General features: G+C 62.7%; 17 protein-coding genes, 1 pseudogene and 2 riboswitches. Of the genes and pseudogenes, 6 read left to right on the forward strand and 12 right to left on the reverse strand.

Features of this window, described 5'->3' with window-relative positions:
* Positions 1-141 precede the first annotated feature (141 nt).
* Positions 142-660, reverse strand: coding sequence for an adenylyl-sulfate kinase (locus J7E83_RS05050; RefSeq protein WP_214959664.1), 519 nt, complete (start codon positions 658-660; stop codon positions 142-144).
* A 192-nt stretch (positions 661-852) separates the two neighbouring features.
* On the opposite strand from J7E83_RS05050, the gene J7E83_RS05055 reads away from it, so the two are divergent.
* A complete protein-coding gene (locus tag J7E83_RS05055; RefSeq protein WP_214959666.1) occupies positions 853-2,280 on the forward strand; it encodes an HNH endonuclease signature motif containing protein in 1,428 nt (475 codons plus the stop codon).
* Between the two features lie 73 nt (positions 2,281-2,353).
* Here J7E83_RS05055 and J7E83_RS05060 read toward each other — a convergent pair whose 3' ends face one another.
* Positions 2,354-3,331, reverse strand: a complete 978-nt coding sequence (locus J7E83_RS05060; RefSeq protein WP_214959668.1) for a dienelactone hydrolase family protein — start codon at positions 3,329-3,331, stop codon at positions 2,354-2,356.
* 137 nt (positions 3,332-3,468) lie between these two features.
* Between J7E83_RS05060 and J7E83_RS05065 the strand changes: the two genes are divergently transcribed.
* A complete protein-coding gene (locus J7E83_RS05065) occupies positions 3,469-3,942 on the forward strand; it encodes a nuclear transport factor 2 family protein (protein ID WP_214959670.1) in 474 nt (157 codons plus the stop codon).
* Here J7E83_RS05065 and J7E83_RS05070 read toward each other — a convergent pair.
* Positions 3,939-4,706 (reverse strand): MBL fold metallo-hydrolase, encoded by a 768-nt coding sequence (locus J7E83_RS05070; protein ID WP_214959672.1) that lies wholly within the window; start codon positions 4,704-4,706, stop codon positions 3,939-3,941. The genes J7E83_RS05065 and J7E83_RS05070 overlap by 4 nt on opposite strands.
* A 190-nt stretch (positions 4,707-4,896) precedes the next feature.
* Positions 4,897-5,096, forward strand: a riboswitch (cyclic di-AMP (ydaO/yuaA leader).
* 69 nt (positions 5,097-5,165) lie between these two features.
* On the opposite strand from J7E83_RS05070, the gene J7E83_RS05075 reads away from it, so the two are divergent.
* Complete coding sequence (locus J7E83_RS05075; RefSeq protein WP_251043453.1) at positions 5,166-5,930, forward strand: LysM peptidoglycan-binding domain-containing protein; 765 nt, start codon at positions 5,166-5,168, stop codon at positions 5,928-5,930.
* A 220-nt stretch (positions 5,931-6,150) separates the two neighbouring features.
* Positions 6,151-7,350: an acyltransferase gene (locus J7E83_RS05080; RefSeq protein WP_214959676.1), complete on the forward strand. Its 1,200-nt coding sequence runs from the start codon at positions 6,151-6,153 to the stop codon at positions 7,348-7,350.
* Between the two features lie 315 nt (positions 7,351-7,665).
* Here the strand turns inward: J7E83_RS05080 and J7E83_RS05085 are convergent, their stop codons facing one another.
* Entirely contained in the window at positions 7,666-8,193 is a 528-nt protein-coding gene (locus J7E83_RS05085) for a mycothiol transferase (RefSeq protein ID WP_214959678.1), read from the reverse strand.
* 164 nt (positions 8,194-8,357) lie between these two features.
* On the reverse strand, positions 8,358-8,903 hold the full coding sequence (locus J7E83_RS05090) for a YceI family protein (protein ID WP_214959680.1): 546 nt from the start codon (positions 8,901-8,903) through the stop codon (positions 8,358-8,360).
* Positions 8,904-9,048: 145 nt separating this feature from the next.
* Here J7E83_RS05090 and J7E83_RS05095 point away from each other — a divergent pair, with 145 nt between their 5' ends.
* Positions 9,049-9,525, forward strand: a complete 477-nt coding sequence (locus tag J7E83_RS05095; RefSeq protein ID WP_214959682.1) for a MarR family winged helix-turn-helix transcriptional regulator — start codon at positions 9,049-9,051, stop codon at positions 9,523-9,525.
* Positions 9,526-9,678: 153 nt separating this feature from the next.
* A riboswitch (cyclic di-AMP (ydaO/yuaA leader) is annotated at positions 9,679-9,860 on the forward strand.
* Positions 9,861-10,506: 646 nt separating this feature from the next.
* On the opposite strand, the gene J7E83_RS05100 is transcribed toward J7E83_RS05095, so the two are convergent.
* Together J7E83_RS05100 and J7E83_RS05105 are read right to left on the reverse strand one after the other, a co-directional pair.
* Positions 10,507-10,728: a hypothetical protein gene (locus tag J7E83_RS05100; RefSeq protein WP_214959684.1), complete on the reverse strand. Its 222-nt coding sequence runs from the start codon at positions 10,726-10,728 to the stop codon at positions 10,507-10,509.
* Between the two features lie 15 nt (positions 10,729-10,743).
* Positions 10,744-10,908, reverse strand: a complete 165-nt coding sequence (locus J7E83_RS05105) for a hypothetical protein (protein WP_214959686.1) — start codon at positions 10,906-10,908, stop codon at positions 10,744-10,746.
* 369 nt (positions 10,909-11,277) lie between these two features.
* Between J7E83_RS05105 and J7E83_RS05110 the strand changes: the two genes are divergently transcribed.
* Complete coding sequence (locus J7E83_RS05110) at positions 11,278-11,760, forward strand: hypothetical protein (protein ID WP_214959688.1); 483 nt, start codon at positions 11,278-11,280, stop codon at positions 11,758-11,760.
* A gap of 165 nt (positions 11,761-11,925) precedes the next feature.
* Here J7E83_RS05110 and nrdF read toward each other — a convergent pair whose 3' ends face one another.
* From nrdF to J7E83_RS21045, 5 genes and pseudogenes are all read right to left on the reverse strand, one after another.
* A complete protein-coding gene (nrdF, locus tag J7E83_RS05115; protein WP_214959690.1) occupies positions 11,926-12,900 on the reverse strand; it encodes a class 1b ribonucleoside-diphosphate reductase subunit beta in 975 nt (324 codons plus the stop codon).
* A gap of 91 nt (positions 12,901-12,991) precedes the next feature.
* The gene (gene nrdE, locus J7E83_RS05120; RefSeq protein ID WP_214960962.1) at positions 12,992-15,112 is read right to left on the reverse strand and encodes a class 1b ribonucleoside-diphosphate reductase subunit alpha; all 2,121 of its coding nucleotides are present in this window, start codon (positions 15,110-15,112) and stop codon (positions 12,992-12,994) included.
* A gap of 68 nt (positions 15,113-15,180) precedes the next feature.
* On the reverse strand, positions 15,181-15,666 hold the full coding sequence (gene nrdI, locus J7E83_RS05125) for a class Ib ribonucleoside-diphosphate reductase assembly flavoprotein NrdI (protein WP_214959692.1): 486 nt from the start codon (positions 15,664-15,666) through the stop codon (positions 15,181-15,183).
* A gap of 54 nt (positions 15,667-15,720) precedes the next feature.
* Entirely contained in the window at positions 15,721-15,966 is a 246-nt protein-coding gene (gene nrdH / locus J7E83_RS05130; protein WP_015937305.1) for a glutaredoxin-like protein NrdH, read from the reverse strand.
* An 849-nt stretch (positions 15,967-16,815) separates the two neighbouring features.
* A pseudogene (locus J7E83_RS21045) lies at positions 16,816-17,136 on the reverse strand (hypothetical protein); the annotation flags it as partial.
* Between the last annotated feature and the right edge of the window lie 69 nt (positions 17,137-17,205).

Consider the following 17,205-nt stretch of genomic DNA (forward strand, 5'->3'; position numbering starts at 1 on the left):
TCTCATTGCCTGTCGGCATGCCGGCGGAGCGGGAAACTTGCAACGGCATTTCGCTGCCGCTGACTTAATGCAGTGCTGCGGAATCTCTTCCCGAGGTTCAGCAGCACCTGGTGCGTCCCGCCAGTGGCCCCGCACCGTCGACTAGTGTTGCCACCCTGTCAGGAGCAGGATCTCACGTGCGATATCTGCCGGCGGGCGGCCATCGGTCTTAATACGGTGTACCCACGGAGGCGTTAGTAGATCGAGTTCCCGTGCGGCGCTTTGGCTTCGCCCGTAGTGCGAGTCCAGCTCCAGTCCGGATTCCCGCCCTGCAAGCCTGTTGTAGGTGGTCAGATCCTCGGCCATGAGCAGCACGCCTGTGATCCCCGGATCGTCCCCCATCGCCGTTGCAAGTGCCTGTGTCTGCCGGACGCTGACGGTGTTGGTGTAGATCAGACGACGGTAGCCAAGCTCCCGGTAGTTCTTCCACATGGCGGCCAGGTTCTTCTCGGCCAGCCCATGCACCCAAGGCGCAGGATGGGCCATATCCAGGTTGTCGCCCTCAATCAGGCAATGTCGGAGATCCTGCGCTGACAGCTGGGAGTGGAGTTCGTAGGCCACCGTCGTCTTACCCACCCCAGAGCGGCCTCCTATGAACAAGGCCTCGCTTAGTTCAGTCACATCTTGAGTATTGACCACGCGCGGAATCAGGTCGAGCCTGTCAGTTTCTGAAATCGTCTTTATGCTGGCCGTTTAGGCTGCGTCGACCCGGATACGCTGACCGTGCATGCAGCCCCGATGGACCACTGAAACGACGCGGCACACAAGCCGGGTCCTTCCTTAATTGTCAGTGGTCCCTGAAAGACTCCAACCATGGAAGGAAATCCAGGGCTCCAGGCTAAGGCAACAGCCGACGACGATCGTGTCACGGTCGGGGATGTAGCGGCTTTGCTGGCTGCTGTTCGGCCCTGTGGCAATCGTGCGGGGTTGATCGATCAGCTTCGGGAGCTGGAGGATCTGAAGTCCGCTGCCGCGGGGCTGCAGGCGAGGATCGCCGTCGCCTTCGATGCCCGGGAACGCGGAGCCCAGCACAAGGCAGGTGTGCCCGCCGCAGAACTGGGACGAGGCGTCGCCGGGCAGATCGCGCTGGCCCGCCGCGAGTCCCCCGCCCGCGGAAGCCGTCTCCTGGGCCTGGCCAAAGCCCTCGTCACCGAAATGCCGCACACCCTCGCTGCCCTGCACACCGGACAGCTGAACGAATGGCGCGCCACCCTCCTCGTCAAAGAAACAGCCTGCCTCAGCGCCCCGGACCGGTGCGCCGTCGATGAACAACTCGCCGCGGACACCGGCGCCCTGGCAGGGATGGGCGACCGGGCGCTCGCCGCCGCCCGCACCGCCGCCTACCGCTTGGACCCCCGCTCGGTCGTCAACCGTGCCAGCAACGCCGCCGCCGACAGGCACGTCAGCCTCCGCCCGGCGCCAGACACGATGACCTACCTCACCGCCCTGCTCCCCGTTCGCGAAGGAGTCGCCGTCCACGCCGTCCACGCCGCCCTCGCCCGCCACGCCGACACCAGCCGCGCCGCCGCGGACACCCGCTCCCGCGGACAGATCATGGCCGACACCCTCATCGAACGCATCACCGGCACACCCGGCGGGATCACCGGCGTCCAAATCCAGCTCATCATGACCGATCGCACCCTCCTCCAGGGCGACACGGAACCCGCCCGTCTGCCCGGCTACGGCATCATCCCCGCCGAATGGGCCAGGACCGCCGCCTTCGCATCGCCTCACGCAAACGCCGACGGCACCGACACCACCAACGACGGCGACTCAACCGGCCGGGGCGGGTTCACCACCTGGCTGCGGCGGCTCTACACCGCCCCGGCCACCGGTGAGCTGGTGGCCATGGACTCCCGCGCCAGAATCTACCCGCCCGGGCTCCGCCGCTTCATCCAAACCCGCGACGACACCTGCCGGACACCCTACTGCGACGCCCCAATCCGCCATCTGGACCACATCATCCCCTGGCACCGGGGCGGCACCACATCCCTGGACAACGGCGCCGGACTCTGCGAAACCTGCAACCACACCAAAGAAACCCCAGGCTGGACAGTCAAGCCGCGCCCAGGCCCACGCCACACCATCCAGATCACCACCCCAAGCGACCACAAGTACCAATCCACCGCCCCACCCCTGCCCGGAACCCTGCCCTCCCTCACACATGGGCAGAGCCGAGGGCCCCGGAAGAGAGCCAAGGCGCTGAAACTCGCCCGCTATGCGGAGCAAAGGGCTGCTTGATTTCGCTTCGGTTAGGGTTCCAGGTCATGGCCGAAGAGAAGCCCAAGAATCGCCGTCATCTGACTTCACGCACTCAGACGTACTGACGGAACCAGGCCAGCGTGTCGTTCCAGGCAGCGGTGGCCTGCTCTACTTTGTAGCGTTCACTTGTGTCGTTATGGAATGCATGGTCGACGCCGGGATATACGGTGAGTTGATTGCGGATGCCACTGGCGGCCAAGGCATCGCGAAGGGCCGGCATCGCACCTGTGATCCGCTGGTCGAGCTCGGCATAGACGCCGAAGACCGCTGCCTTGATGGCAGGGACCTTATCCAGGTCCGGGGCGGGTCCGTAGAAGGCAGCGGTGGCCTTCAGCCCGGGCAACGCAGTGGCCGCCTGCCAGGTGATGCCACCCCCGAAGCAGTAGCCGTTCATGGCGATGCGGTCCGGGTCCACGAAGTCCTGGGACTGGAGGTAGTCATAAGCTGTGGCGAAGTCAGAGACATGGCGCTGCACACCGTCCTTGGTTAGCGCTCCGGGGACCGCGTCCGGGTCCATGTTCTCGGTGCCTCCCTCCCTGCTCAGCAAGTCCACTGCCAAGGCTGCATACCCGGCCTTGGCGAAGCGGCGTGCCACGTCCTGGATGTGGGGAGTCAGCCCTCGATTTTCGTGGCAGACCAGGACGGCGGGTCCCTTTGGGGCAGTGTCCGGCCGGGCGAGGTAACCACTGATGTCGGTTCCTCCGGACGGAAACCGTACTGTCGACGTCGTCAAGCCTGACTCACCTTCCGGAATGGAGAGCGGGCTTTTCGCCCCGGGGACCGCTCCGGCGGCCGCGGGGCCGGACCCTGCTGCGGACGACGGCGCTTCGGGGCTGGGCATGGGGTCAGTATCGGACGGCAGTTCCTCGGGAGTGCATCCGACCAACAGCATCGCAGCCGAGGTTGCGGCCATGCTGCCGGTGATGAACGCCACCCGGCGGGTAAAAGTCCGGTGAGTCATGGCGCCGGCGCGGTAATCGTCGAAGAATTCCTCGACCAGGTACCTCTCAAACTTGCCAAGCTGGATCATGATGGGCCTCCTCGAGTGTGCCGAACATCCTCCTCCAAAGTCGTCCGTCGGGCAAGGGTAGAAACTCGTCCTTCGCCCATTGCGGCGATGATCGGACACTTCGATAATGGTTCATAGCGGCAAGAGCGGAGGACGTCATGGACGACGTAGATGCATTCCTGGAAGATGTCATGCCCGGCTTGACGGAAGCCGACACGGCTCTGCATAACGGCGACGCTGAACCACGGAAAGGCCTCTGGTCACGCAGCGATCCTGTGACCCTTTTCGGGGCGGCAATGACAAAGATAGGAGCGGAGGAGGTGGCCTCCAGTTTCGACTTCCTCGCCGCCCGCTTTTCGAACTGCGCATCATTCGAGTACCAGGTCATCGCTGCCGGCGTCAGCGGCGACCTGGCGTACGTTGTGGGCGCTGAGCACACGACGGCATCAATCGGTGGCGGACCACCGTCGCCTTTTGCATTACGGGTCACTACGATCTTTAGGCGCGACGGCGGCGTGTGGAGGATTGTCCACCGGCACGGGGATGCCTTTCCGGATGCTGACATTGACTCGACCCGATTGCAGATCGACCGCGTCGGGCATCCTGACCGGACCACCAACGGTGGGTCCTAGGCAGTAGAGAGGGTGGCGATGGCGTCACCAATCCCCATCCGCAATGCTGGCCCGTGCCCAGGGAGGACCAAGGAGGCGTCGACGTCGGCCAGGCACTTTAGCGCCTCCCCTACCGCATCCGGGCGGCTGTGGAACATAGGGTGCAACATCTGGGCACCCGTTTCCTTGCTGAGCGGATGACCCGTGACCAGGGCATCCCCAGTCGCCACGGCATTGGCTTTGGGGAGCACGAACGTGGTGTGTCCAGGTGTATGCCCGGCAACCAGGACCGCTCGGGGCGAGCCGGGAAGCGATCCCAGTTCGTCGGCTCCCCACGCCCGTGCTTCTGTGGCTGGCTCCGCGGTCAGGGCGCCGGCCTTGATGACGTGCAGCATCCAGCGGAGAACCCGGGGCCGCCATGCCCGCCGAAGAACCTGGCCCAGGGTCACCTGGTGCTTTTCCTGACCCCGGACATGTGCCAGCTCCTCGGGGCTGCAGAGGATTGGAGTGCCGTACTCCTTCGAGAAGTGCGCGGCGGACCCTGTGTGATCAACGTGACCGTGGGTGATCAGCATCGCCTTGGCCTCCGCCGGCTCCAAGCCGATCTGTCGGATCGAAGCCAGTACGTGTACGACGTCGCGGGGGTAACCGCCGTCGATGACGATAAAGTCAGCCCCTTCGCGGACTATGACCCAGTTCGACGCCGGTCCCTCCACAAAGAAGACGCCTTCCGCAGGCTCCGTTGTCCGCTGCTCCGGAAGCCAGTCATGGTGTTGCTGAGGCATGGTCGTGCTTTCTTGTGGTTGGGAAGAAGCTTGTGGTTGGGAAGCGCCATCGCTCGCGGCCACTCTTGCCATGGCCGCATCGCAGAAGCTAGGCGGCGCGCCGAAGCACTACACACTCGTTACCGTAATGTGACAATACCCGGAAGCAGAAGATACCCTCTTCCGGTGCCCCGGTTTCAGCCGGGACATTTCCGTCAGTATGCCGAACCCTGCCGCTGACCGGGATCCAATCGCTTTCCAGCTGGCAGGGACGGGGGAACCACGTTTCCATGGCCTCTCACAGGCCTGGGGTTAAGTCGATAACGCTCCGTCCCGTACGGCGGCGTCTCCGGCCGGGTGTCTCCGACCCGAACCCGACAGCTCACCTCGCAGGCATGAGAGAGGCAAATCTCTGTGTCAAAAAACTCCACTACCGCCCGCCATCGCGCGACCTCCAGCCGATCCGTCGCACTTGAGGGCTTGTCAGCCGCAACCAAGTCGAATGCCCTGAACATTGGAAGGTCCGGCCTGGTTGTTGCTGCCGCATCCGGACTTCTGTTCGGCATTGGGGCACCGGCCCACGCCGGAACCCACGCGCCTGACAATTCCGGCAACACCAGTGTTCAGGTCCAGGGACGGGCCGCCGCGCCGGCACCGGCCCCCGCACCAGCAGCACCGGCAGCAGCTGCGGCCAGGGTCCACACAGTCGTCTCCGGCGACACCCTCGGCGCCATTTCGGCCAGTTACGGCGTGAGCCTTAACGCGGTCTTCTCGGCTAACGGCATGTCCATGGCAACCATCATCTACCCGGGCAACCAGATCACGATCCCCGGTGCCGGAACTGCTGCGCCAGCTCCGGCTCCGGCTCCGGCAGTCGCTCCGGCCCCGGCAGTACGCGTTGCCGCAGCTTCGGCACCCGCTCCCGCAGCTACATCCGGCTCTGTCGGTGCGGCCGTTCTGGCCTCTGCATACTCCCAGTTGGGTGTAACCCAGGACTGCACCGCCATGGTGGAGAAGGCTCTGCGCTCCGTTGGTAAGAGCGTGGGCGACTTGGCCCCAGGTCAGTTCTTCCAGTACGGCAGTGTTGTAGGGACGCCCGCTCCCGGTGACTTGGTTATCACTGCCGGACACGTGGGCGTTTACGCTGGCAACGGCCAGGTTGTCAGCGGTGGCGTGGATGGTTACAAGACCCAGGTCCACCCCATCAGCTGGCTTACCGGCGCTTCCTTCGTCCGCGTAGCATAGCCGCCAAGGTTGCGGCAGACGGGGCGGCGGACGGGAGACAACCGTCCGCCGCCTCTGCCTCCAAACCGGCCAAGGTCAGGTTCCGTCCAGCCAAATCGGGAATACTGGAGCGAGGCGCCGGACTTGGCGTCTGCAATCGCATTCGTGTCAACAGGCAACGGTCGGTCTTGCTTGAGTCAGCTGAAGCTGAAACCGGCCAGATCGAGGCTCCGGAGGTTATGTGACAGTGCCAGTTGAAGGAACGTCCGCGGCGCCCGCCCAGCAAACTGCCCATCAAACCGCAGTCCGCCCCAGGCTGGACGGCCTGGACGTTCTTCGCGGTACCGCCGTTGGCGCCGTTCTCTTGGGGCATTCCTGGCCCGGGATATTCCAAGGTGCAGGCATCGTCGGTGTCATTGTCTTCTTTGTGCTGAGCGGTTATCTGATAACTGGAGTACTCCTCAGGGACGTCGAGCGGCATCGGAAGATCCGTTACGGCCGCTTTTACGCGCACCGGGCTTTCCGGCTGCTGCCAGCCCTCATCGCCTTCCTGGGCGTGTATGCCGCCGTTGAACTGACGGCCGACGTCCTCGGAGACCGGTCCAAGGGAATTGTCGGCTATAGCCTCCTTGCCGGTTTCGGCTACCTCAAGGACATCCCGTTGCCGTTCGATGTCAGCCTGGCCATCGGACCGCTTTGGACTCTGGCCGTGGAAGAGCAGTTCTATCTGATCTGGCCGCCACTGCTGGTGTGGGCCCTGCGGAAGAACCGTCAGGGACGGCTGATTGGCTGGTCCGCCGCCGTCGTCTTCTCCCTCATGACGGCAAGTGTGCTGGCGATGCTGATCCTGGCTCCGCAACTTCACTCCATGGTCTACGCGCTGCCGACGACGTGGGGTCTCGGGCTGATCGTCGGTTCGGGACTGCGTCTGTACAGGGTCCATGTGTTCAGCTGGTTTTCCGGCCGGCGGTTTAGAGAGGCAGCACTGCTCGGCTCCATAGTTGTCCTGGCCTCGTTGATCTTCTTTCCCAGGGCCAACGAATCGCCGGCCTTTTTCTTTGTGGGAGGCCCGCTAGCCATGGCTGCCGCGGGGGCCCTGGTGGTGCTGGCCGCCTCCCGCGCCCAGGTAATGCCGAAGTGGACTCGAGCTCTGCAGGCACTGGGCACAGTTTCCTATGGGGCCTACCTCTGGAACTACATCGTCATTCTGTGGCTCAATGGCGGATCGACAGCCGACCTGCCGCCGCTGGTGGCAGTGTCAGCAATCCTGGTGACCCTGTTGCTGGCGGTCATCAGCTGGTACACCGTCGAGAGGCTGGGACGCATGGCGCGCGATCGCTTCGACAAGCACTTTCCGGACCAGCGGCAGACTGTCCGTAGCGTAGTTTCCCAGCCCGAACCTAGGTTGAGAGCGGCCGCGGACCAGGCTTCTGTTCAATAAGGCCCCTTTGGCGGTTCATCATGTCAGCGCGTGCAGAACCGTGGCGAGCAACGGGGCACCTCCGAGCATCAGGAGCACGGGAGCCGGAACGCCCAGCACTCAGGCCAGCAGCCGCCGTCGTGCCTGTTTCACAAGCAGCCGGACGGCACTGAACTCCTGCTGCAGCGCATGAACATTGCCCGGCTCTGCCGGCCTCAGGTGCCAGGTCCCGGTAGTACGGCTGCCGAGGCAATCCGGGCCACCTCTTCCGTGTCCAGCGTGCGGCTGAACCGGTTGAGCCAGCCCAGGAGCAGCCGCTCCGTCACCACTGCAAATCTAGGGCCGCCCGCTCCCCTGTCCGTTCTCGCGATTCAAGCCCTTGGCGTACGCGGCCTGCCCTACGTGCTGGAGGCAATCCGCGATGGTGCTGACCAGGCGCACCCCAAGCGTGACAGGCGGGTCCCAGCGGGTGTCTACGATGCGGTCGAAGTCCTGATCGCCCAGAGTCTTCAAGAAGCCCACGGTCTGCCGGTGAACGGCGTCGTAGTATTCGAGCAGAAGCTCCGGTGGAGCCTGCACGGCGTCGACTTTCTCCGTGGAATGGCCGTAGCCTGTGTCGCGCTCGGGCAGCGGCAGGCCGAAGCGCCCGACATAACCCTGGGACGTCCACACCTGATCAAGGCCGGCGGCGGAGGCGACCTGCGCATCCTCGACCCGGCTGAGGTGCCAGATCAACCACGCAATCGAGTTTCCGCTCCCGGCGGGCCGACGGATCAGAGACTCGTCGTCGACCCCTTCGAGGGTGGTGGCCACCGTTTCACTGATCCGGCCGAAGGCGTCCAGCAGCAGTTCGTTGGATTTCATCGAGTCCCCCTGATGCTCATTTGCTGTCAGCCCCATGCTTGCATGGGTGCGTCACCAGCGGATAGGGCAGCTTCGTATCACCCTTCCGGAGACCGCCGCCGCCCAGACCGCCTATTGGCGATTGGCGCGCCCCCAAGCCGGCGCCCAGGGAGATCATCCAACAGTCAGTTTTCCGCGGCGCGAACCACCTCTACGTCAAAGTCCAGGTCAAAGTAGCGGCCCACCCATCCCTTGGCCCCCGTGATACCGAACGAATAGCGGTCCAGATGGTCCGCCCGGGCCAGCACTTGGATTCGGCCGGAATTTCGGGCTACCCAGGATGAGACGGGCAATTGCACCGGGGCGAGGACCCCATGCATGACCACGGTCCCGAGGAGCACTATCCCGCGTTTGTCCTCCCGCACCTCTGTGGAAGTGAACTCGATCTGCGGAAAACTGGCAACGTCCAACAGGCCCGGAGCCTTGACATCTCGATCCCGCTTTGGATTGTCGGACGTGAAGCTGTCCGCGGCGATGGTCGCGGAGACGTGGCAGTCCGCGAGCGACTCTCCGATCTCCAGCCGCCCGGACGCGATGCTGAATTTGGCGCGTACCTTGCCCAGGCCGAACATGTGCAGGCTTGTGTAGGTGATGGCCGAGCGGACACCGTCAATGCGGTATGTGCCGGCGCCGGGGATGGTAAGGACTTTTGTATCTGGCTGGATGGTCATGGCCGTGCTCCTTTGGACTTTTGCCGGAATCCCCCATGCCGGGCAGTTGCTGATGTATCATCAATTTTGCCGTGTATAATGCTGATATGTCAACAACTTTTGCTCGATCCCTTCGAAAGGAATCCACTTGCCAAAGCCTCATTGGTTGAGCAAGGACGAGGAGGAAGCGTGGCTCGCCTACATTCTTTTCAGCCGTCAACTGGCCGCCGGAATGGAGCGCCAGCTGGCCGGGAGCGGAGTGTCCGGCGCGGACTACCAAATGCTCGCTCCGCTCGCTGAAGCCGGCGACACGGGGATGCGCCCGAGGGACCTGGGATACAGTGCTGGCTGGGACCGCAGCCGGCTGGCGCACCAGTTGGGACGCATGGAGAAGCGGGGGCTTGTCACCCGCCGGCCCGCTGTAGACGATGGCCGCGGTACTGTGGTCCACCTCACCGAAGCCGGTCGGGATGCCTTGCGGGCGGCATCCCCCGGCCACATCGCATGGGTCCGGGAGAACTTTCTCTCGCTGATGACGCCCGAGGATCGTCGGGTACTGGTGGCACTTTCCGAACGGGTGATGGCCAAACTCGAGCCCGGCTCACACGCCCGCTTGCCCGTGGGGACTCCAGGCCCGGTTTGAGACGGTCACGAAGAATCGACGAAATGCCCGCTTATCGGCTGAGCTTAACGGTCCCGGGTCGACTCGCCGCCGAGCATATACTCGTTACCGAAACGTGACTTAATGGCGGAGTTCCTGTACGGTTTTGGGGTGGCCCATCTAGGTCGGGCCGCGTCCGGGCTGACGCCGAGCTCTGCCACATCCCGGACTCCCAGACACTAAGGCAGAGACGGGGGACCCACAGTCTTCGGGCCGCTGCCCAGCGGCCCTAGGGGTGAAGCCGTCACTTAACGTGCCGGCCGGTTGACCTCTTCCGAACCCGACAGCTAACTCCGCAGGCGTTTGAGAGGCATCCATCATGTCCCGTTCGCTGGATCAGTCGCGCCCTTCCAGGGCCGGTCGACACCGCGCAGAAGCTGCGCAACTCGTCACCACACCACTCACCCCGATAAGCCCCGAAGCCGACACGCCAATCGCCGGGCCCGCTCCCACGCAACCAGCCTCCGCTCCACTGCGACGAAGCAGGAACAGGCGCCCGGCCTTCGAAGTACCGCCTGCCCCGGAAACAGCCCCCCAGGCGGAAGCAGCACTTCCTTCAACTGAAGCACTTGCGGTAGTAGCGCTGACCGGGAACTCCGCCACGGAAACCGCGCACATCACCGCGCCCGAGGCAACGCGACGCGTCAGGACGCGACGCGAGGCAGCCGAGAAGCAAACTGAGGCCACGCCGGCTGCAGCCCAGAACAGGGAGCCAGCGACAGTAGTGCGCCCTCAGATACCTGCTGCCTTCCGTTCCGACCCCCAGTCCGTCCTGAGGAAAGCAGCTTCAGTTCGCGTGATGGGTCACCGGATGGCCGTAGTCACTGGCGCCTTTGCCGTACTGCTTGCCGTCGGCACGGCCAGCCAAGCCACCGAGCTGCCCTTTTTCGGCAAGGAGGCGACCGCTCAGGATGCCCCCGGATCAACGGACGCCACTCGAGCCACGTTGGGAACGCGGCCTACCTACGTAAACGGCCGGTCGACGCCCCAGCCCAGTACTTCAAGCACTCCCCCGGGCACTGCGAGCGGAACCCCCACACTGCCCGCTCCGGGCGACGGCGATGTGCCGGTGGCTGTGGATCCAATCGGCACTGCTTTGCCAACCATCGCCCAGCCCGTGCCGGTGGACGCTCCCACGATGGCCGACATAGTGGCTGCGACTTCCGCGCCTGCTCCGCCCTCCACGGCACCTTCAAGCGTTCAGCCGCCGTCTGCCACTTCGGCGACGCCCGCCACATCAGCGGCGACACAGGCCCCGGCGGACACGCCGGCTCCAGCGACGTCCGAACCGACGACGACGCCGGCACCGACTGCAACACCGCCTGCACCTACCGCGGTGGCTCCCTCCCCTACTGCGACCACCACCGCTACCGCGCCTACGTCCGAGGATGACGAGCAGAAGACATCATCGACAACCGGGCCTGCGTCAGATCCCGACTGGCATCGGATGGATGGGTCGCGGAGCCGATGAGCGAAACAGAAAGTCATGGACACCGGCCGCATCGCCACGAAGGTGATCGCCTGCATGAACGGCCGGCACAGCAGCCTCACACCGTCCCAGCCGGAACTGACCCACTGGGCCGCCTCGGAGCACCGCAGTTCATGTCGACGAGGGCATCGACGTGTTGGAAGATATCGAGGCCTGACTGTCCAGGACGAGCTCTGCCGTGAGGTGCTGCTAGGCTACGCTAGCGGCCGCTGGGGCCGCACTTATCAAGTTCGGGGACTGATCTCATGCGCTCAAAAATCCTGCTTCGCCTTTCCGTCTATGGGGCAGCCGCGGCAGCGGTGATGAGTGTCGTTGCAGTGCCGGCCCATGCAGCCAGCACCCAGGGAGCCGAGATGACAAGCACCGGTGGGTGCACTGAGCCGACGCCGGATGTCACCGCGTGCACGTCACTCACAGAACGACGCATCGAAGTTCTCACCCCGGCCGGAATTGCGGTGTTCCGCGGTGAACGCGAGTATTCGGATGCAACCAGCTACCCTGGCGGCTCGTATACCATCGAAGGCACGCGCAAGTACGTCTACGTGTACGCATCGTCTGTGGCGGTTCCGGACGGCGTCATCTACTTCGATCCCAAGGTGGCCAAAGTGGGTGGTTCAGACGTGTTGTCCTACTCTGACGGACTAACCTGCAACCTCGAGACCAACTTCGTGGAAGCGAACGGCACCGGCGGCTACGACCACAGCACTGGATCCTGCACCAGCGGCTAAGGGCCGCCTCTCCTCCGACAAGTGCCATCTCCCACGGTAACGGCCTTTAGATACTGCTCCAGATAACCCGGTTGCGATTGCTGTCGCAACCGGGTCATCTGTGCCTCTTATGGAGTGCTCATCGTCCCTGAGGAGTGATGGCTCTCCGTCTGTTGATGAGTGGAACTAGAAGTCCCAGTCCTCATCCTCGGTGTTGACGGCCTTGCCAATAACGTACGAGGAACCCGACCCTGAGAAGAAGTCGTGGTTCTCGTCAGCGTTCGGCGACAGCGCGGACAGGATGGCCGGGTTCACGTCGGTGACGGACGCCGGGAACATGGCCTCGTAGCCCAGGTTCATGAGGGCCTTGTTGGCGTTGTAGTGCAGGAACTTCTTGACATCCTCGGCCAGGCCGACGGAGTCATAAAGGTCGTGCGTGTACTGGACTTCGTTTTCGTACAACTCGAAGAGCAGCTCGAACGTGTAGTCCTTGATTTCCTGCTTGCGCTCCTCGGAAAGACCCTCCAGGCCCTTCTGGAACTTGTAGCCGATGTAGTAGCCGTGCACGGCCTCGTCGCGGATGATCAGGCGGATCAGGTCAGCCGTGTTCGTCAGCTTGGCGCGTGAAGACCAGTACATCGGCAGGTAGAAGCCCGAGTAGAACAGGAAGCTCTCCAGCAGCGTGGAGGCCACCTTGCGCTTCAGCGGATCGTCGCCCTGGTAGTAGTCCATGACGATTTGGGCCTTCTTCTGAAGGTTCTCGTTCTCGGTGGACCAGCGGAACGCCTCGTCGATCTCCTTGGTGGAGGCCAGCGTGGAGAAGATGGAGGAGTAGCTCTTCGCGTGCACGGACTCCATGAAGGCAATGTTTGTGTACACGGCCTCTTCGTGCGGGGTCAGCGCGTCCGGAATCAGCGAAACGGCGCCCACGGTCCCCTGGATGGTGTCCAGGAGGGTCAGGCCTGTAAACACACGCATGGTGAGCTGCTGCTCGTCCGGGGTTAGGGTGGCCCACGACTGGATGTCGTTGGACAGCGGCACCTTTTCCGGCAGCCAGAAGTTGTTGACCAGGCGGTTCCAGACGTCGACGTCCTTGTCGTCCTGGATGCGGTTCCAGTTGATGGCCTCGACGTGGCTGAGCAGCTTGACCTTTTCGGTCATGTCATCCCCTAAACGTTGGGTTGGTTCTCTGAGTTAAAGCGTACGACGGCGGGCGGGCGCCCGCCGTCGTACTGTTACGGTTTAGTTGAAGCTACAACATGCAGGAGACGCAACCCTCCACCTCAGTCCCTTCCAGCGCGAGCTGGCGGAGGCGGATGTAGTAAACGGTCTTGATGCCCTTCTTCCAGGCATAGATCTGCGCCTTGTTGATGTCACGGGTGGTTGCCGTGTCCTTGAAGAACAGCGTCAGGGACAGGCCCTGGTCCACGTGCTGGGTGGCCGCGGCGTAGGTGTCGATGACCTTCTCGTAGCCGATCTCGTACGCGTCCTGGTAGTACTCCAGGTTGTCGTTGGTGAGGTACGGCGCCGGGTAGTAGACGCGGCCGAGCTTGCCCTCCTTGCGGATCTCAATCTTGGAAGCCACCGGGTGGATCGACGAGGTGGAGTTGTTGATGTAGGAGATCGAGCCCGTCGGCGGCACAGCCTGCAGGTTCTGGTTGTAGATGCCGTGCTCCATGACGGAAGCCTTGAGCTCGCGCCAGTCATCCTGCGTGGGGATGTGGATGTTCTTGAACAGCTCGGCGACCTTCTCGGTCTGCGGGACCCATTCCTGCTCCGTGTACTTGTCGAAGAACTCACCCGAGGCGTACTTGGACTTCTCGAAACCGCCAAACGTCTGGCCGGTCTGGATCGCCAGCTTATTGGAAGCACGGATGGCGTGGTAAACCACCGAGTAGAAGTAAATGTTGGTAAAGTCCAGGCCCTCTTCGGAGCCGTAGTGGACCCGCTCGCGGGCCAGGTAGCCGTGCAGGTTCATCTGGCCCAGGCCAATGGCGTGGCTCTGGTCGTTACCCCGGGCGATGGAAGGCACAGAGGTGATGTTGGACATGTCCGAAACAGCCGAGAGCGACCGGATGGCAGTCTCGATGGTCAGGCCGAAGTCGGGTGAGTCCATGGTCTTGGCGATGTTCAGCGAGCCCAGGTTGCAGGAGATGTCCTTGCCGGTGTCCGCGTAGGACAGGTCATCGTTGTACGTGGTGGGCTGGGAAACCTGGAGGATCTCCGAGCACAGGTTGGACATGATGATCTTGCCGTCGATCGGGTTGGCCCGGTTCACGGTGTCCTCGAACATGATGTACGGGTAACCGGATTCGAACTGAATCTCGGCGAGGGTCTGGAAGAACTCGCGCGCCTTGATCTTGGTCTTCTTGATCCGGGAATCGTCCACCATCTCGTAGTACTTCTCGGTGACCGAAACGTCAGAGAACGGCATCCCGTAGACGCGTTCGACGTCGTACGGCGAGAAGAGGTACATGTCCTCGTCCTTCTTGGCCAGCTCGAACGTGATGTCCGGGATGACGACGCCCAGCGAGAGGGTCTTGATGCGGATCTTCTCGTCCGCGTTCTCGCGCTTGGTGTCCAGGAAGCGGTAGATGTCCGGGTGATGGGCGTGCAGGTACACAGCGCCGGCGCCCTGGCGGGCTCCGAGCTGGTTAGCGTAGGAGAAGCTGTCCTCAAGGAGCTTCATCACGGGGATGACGCCGGAAGACTGGTTCTCGATCTGCTTGATCGGGGCGCCGACTTCGCGGATGTTGGTCAGGGCGAAGGCCACGCCGCCGCCGCGCTTGGACAGCTGCAGCGCGGAGTTGATGGAACGGCCGATCGACTCCATGTTGTCTTCGATGCGGAGCAGGAAGCAGGAAACCAGCTCGCCGCGCTGCTTCTTGCCGGCGTTCAGGAAGGTGGGTGTGGCCGGCTGGAAGCGGCCTTCGATGATCTCGTCAACCATCTGCAGGGCCAGCTGCTCGTCGCCGCGGGCCAGATGCAGGGCCACCATGCAGACGCGGTCCTCGTAGCGCTCCAGGAAACGCTTGCCGTCGAATGTCTTCAGTGTGTAGGACGTGTAGAACTTGAAGGCGCCCAGGAAGGTCTCGAAGCGGAACTTCTTCTTGTAGGCGCGGTTGTAGAGCTCACGGATGAAGTTCATCGTGTACTGGTCGAGGGTCTCGCGCTCGTAGTACTGGTTCTTCACCAGGTAATCAAGCTTCTCCTCCAGGTCATGGAAGAACACAGTGTTGTTGTTCACGTGCTGCAGGAAGTACTGGTGGGCGGCCTCGCGGTCGGCTCCGAACTGGATCTCACCGTTGGGGCCGTACAGGTTAAGCATGGCGTTGAGCTCGTGATAACCCAGCCCCTTGTAGGCGGCCGGCATCTCGGGCTGCTCGACGGCGGCGCCCAGCTTTTCGGCAGCGGCGCGGATGCCCTGGCCTTCGGCCCTGGTTACTTCTGTGTCTGAGACAGTCGTGTCCAAAACTTGTCCAATCCTTGGTTGACCCGGGTGACGTCTTCCGGCGTTCCCATAAGTTCGAATCGATAGAGGTGCGGGACCTGGCATTTGGCGGCGATGATGTCCCCCGCCATGCAGTAGTTGTCCCCGAAGTTTGTGTTGCCGGCACCGATGACGCCGCGAATCAGTTTCCTGTTCTGCGGATTGTTCAGAAAACGGATGACCTGCCTGGGGACCGATCCTTCTCCTCCGGTGCCTCCATACGTCGGCACCACCAGCACGTACGGCCTGCTGGCAAGAAGGGGTGCATCCTTGGCGTGGAGCGGGATCCGGGCCGACTCGCAGCCAAGCTTCGCAACGAAGCGGCTGGTGTTCTCGGAGGTAGAGGAAAAGTAGATCAGCTGGCTCTGCGTGGTGACGGGCTCCGCAGTGCCGCCGTTCACGGCGATGCAAGCTCCGGCCACTGCTAGTGCTGCCACGGGAGTCACCTCAGCTGCATTGAACGTTGCCAGAAAGGAGGAAAACGGGAGGCCTTAGGCCACGGAGGATACGGCAGACAGTGCCAGTTCCTCGATCTTGTCTGGACGGAAGCCTGACCAATGATCCTGGTCAGTAACCACGACGGGTGCCTGCATGTAACCCAATGCCTTCAGGCGGTCCAGGGCCTCGGCGTCCTGTGAGATGTCAACGCTCTGGTACGTGATGCCCTTTTTATCCAGCGCACGGTACGTTGCGTTGCACTGAACACAAGCCGGCTTTGTGTAAACCGTAACGGTCATGGTCCCTGTCCCCTTTATCGAATCTTCGTTCTTCTGAGGCGGGCCGTCCCGAACTGGAGTCCATGTCCGATTCTGCCCTTGCCTGCATGCCGCCCATGCGGCCCGTCTACAGTTTGATGTCTTGCGCTGGTGTCCCGCTCAAGCTGTATCTGAATACTACATGTAGTGCAGACGCCTCTTCGGAACCCCAAGATGATGTATTACAAGTATGTCATTTAATGCACTTTTAATCCACAGCCACGGGCCGTCAAAATGTCCGGATTTCAGCCGATTTTGAGGACGAAGTCCACAGCCTGTGGAGTACTTAGCCACAATTAACCGCCAGCGTGTCGCGCTGTAGACGGCATGTCGCGCCTAGTGCCGCACCTGCTCGTGACACTCACCCCCGCCCGCAAAGGAGCTCCAGCGTCCTCAAGAGGTGATCAATCCCATGTCTTGTCCAGAATGAAGCGGGCCTTTCAGACCAGGCATGCCGCAGGGGCTTGTTGGCCCTGATCCCAAGAGATCTCAATGATGTTGTCAACGGATTCCGTCGGGGTCCGGTTAGCGGTCCGGGCCCCGACGGATCGACATTCTGGGTACAGGCTCGTGGGCTTTCGTGGTGGTCATGGTGGTGTTCCTTTCGTAGTGGGTGGGGCGGTGATGGTGTCCGGCCAGCACCCCTCTCCCCCGACGCTTCTATGTCTGTCAAGCCGGTGGGAACGGGTGCGGGCGCGGACTCAAGGTTTGCCGGTAGGGGCTAGACAGGCCGGAGCGGACACGTACAATCCGTCACGACAGCAACCAAAACAGAAAAACGCTTCTACAGCCCGAGCGAAGCGAGGTCCGTGCAGTCAACCTGGGCGCTAGCTAAGCGAGGCCGAAAACCGGAGTCTTCAGCCAGCGCGTGGTTTCCGGGCTGGGTTGTGGTGCTCTCGCGTACAGCAAAGGCTTGCTGGTGGCGCCCCCTAGCACTTCAGATGATGCGCCTTTGGAGCTCGCGTACACAGTCGTCCGTGACACCCTGAACAGTTCGGCCAGAGTATACTCACCGGCATCGTGCAGTGTCAGAAGATGCTTCCGCTGCGTCTTGGACAATTTTGGCTGCTTGCCATTCAGTAGCCCCTTCGCCTTGGCGACTGCCATGCCCTCGCGGGTGCGCATCCGGATCAGGTCTGCCTCAAACTCGGCCTGTTATTTTCCAAAGTCGTCTGCACAAACGTCCAAAGTCGTCTGCACGTCTACTACATGTCCGGAAGG

This window comes from Arthrobacter sp. ISL-48, from assembly GCF_018613805.1.
Taxonomy (GTDB): Bacteria; Actinomycetota; Actinomycetes; order Actinomycetales; family Micrococcaceae; genus Arthrobacter.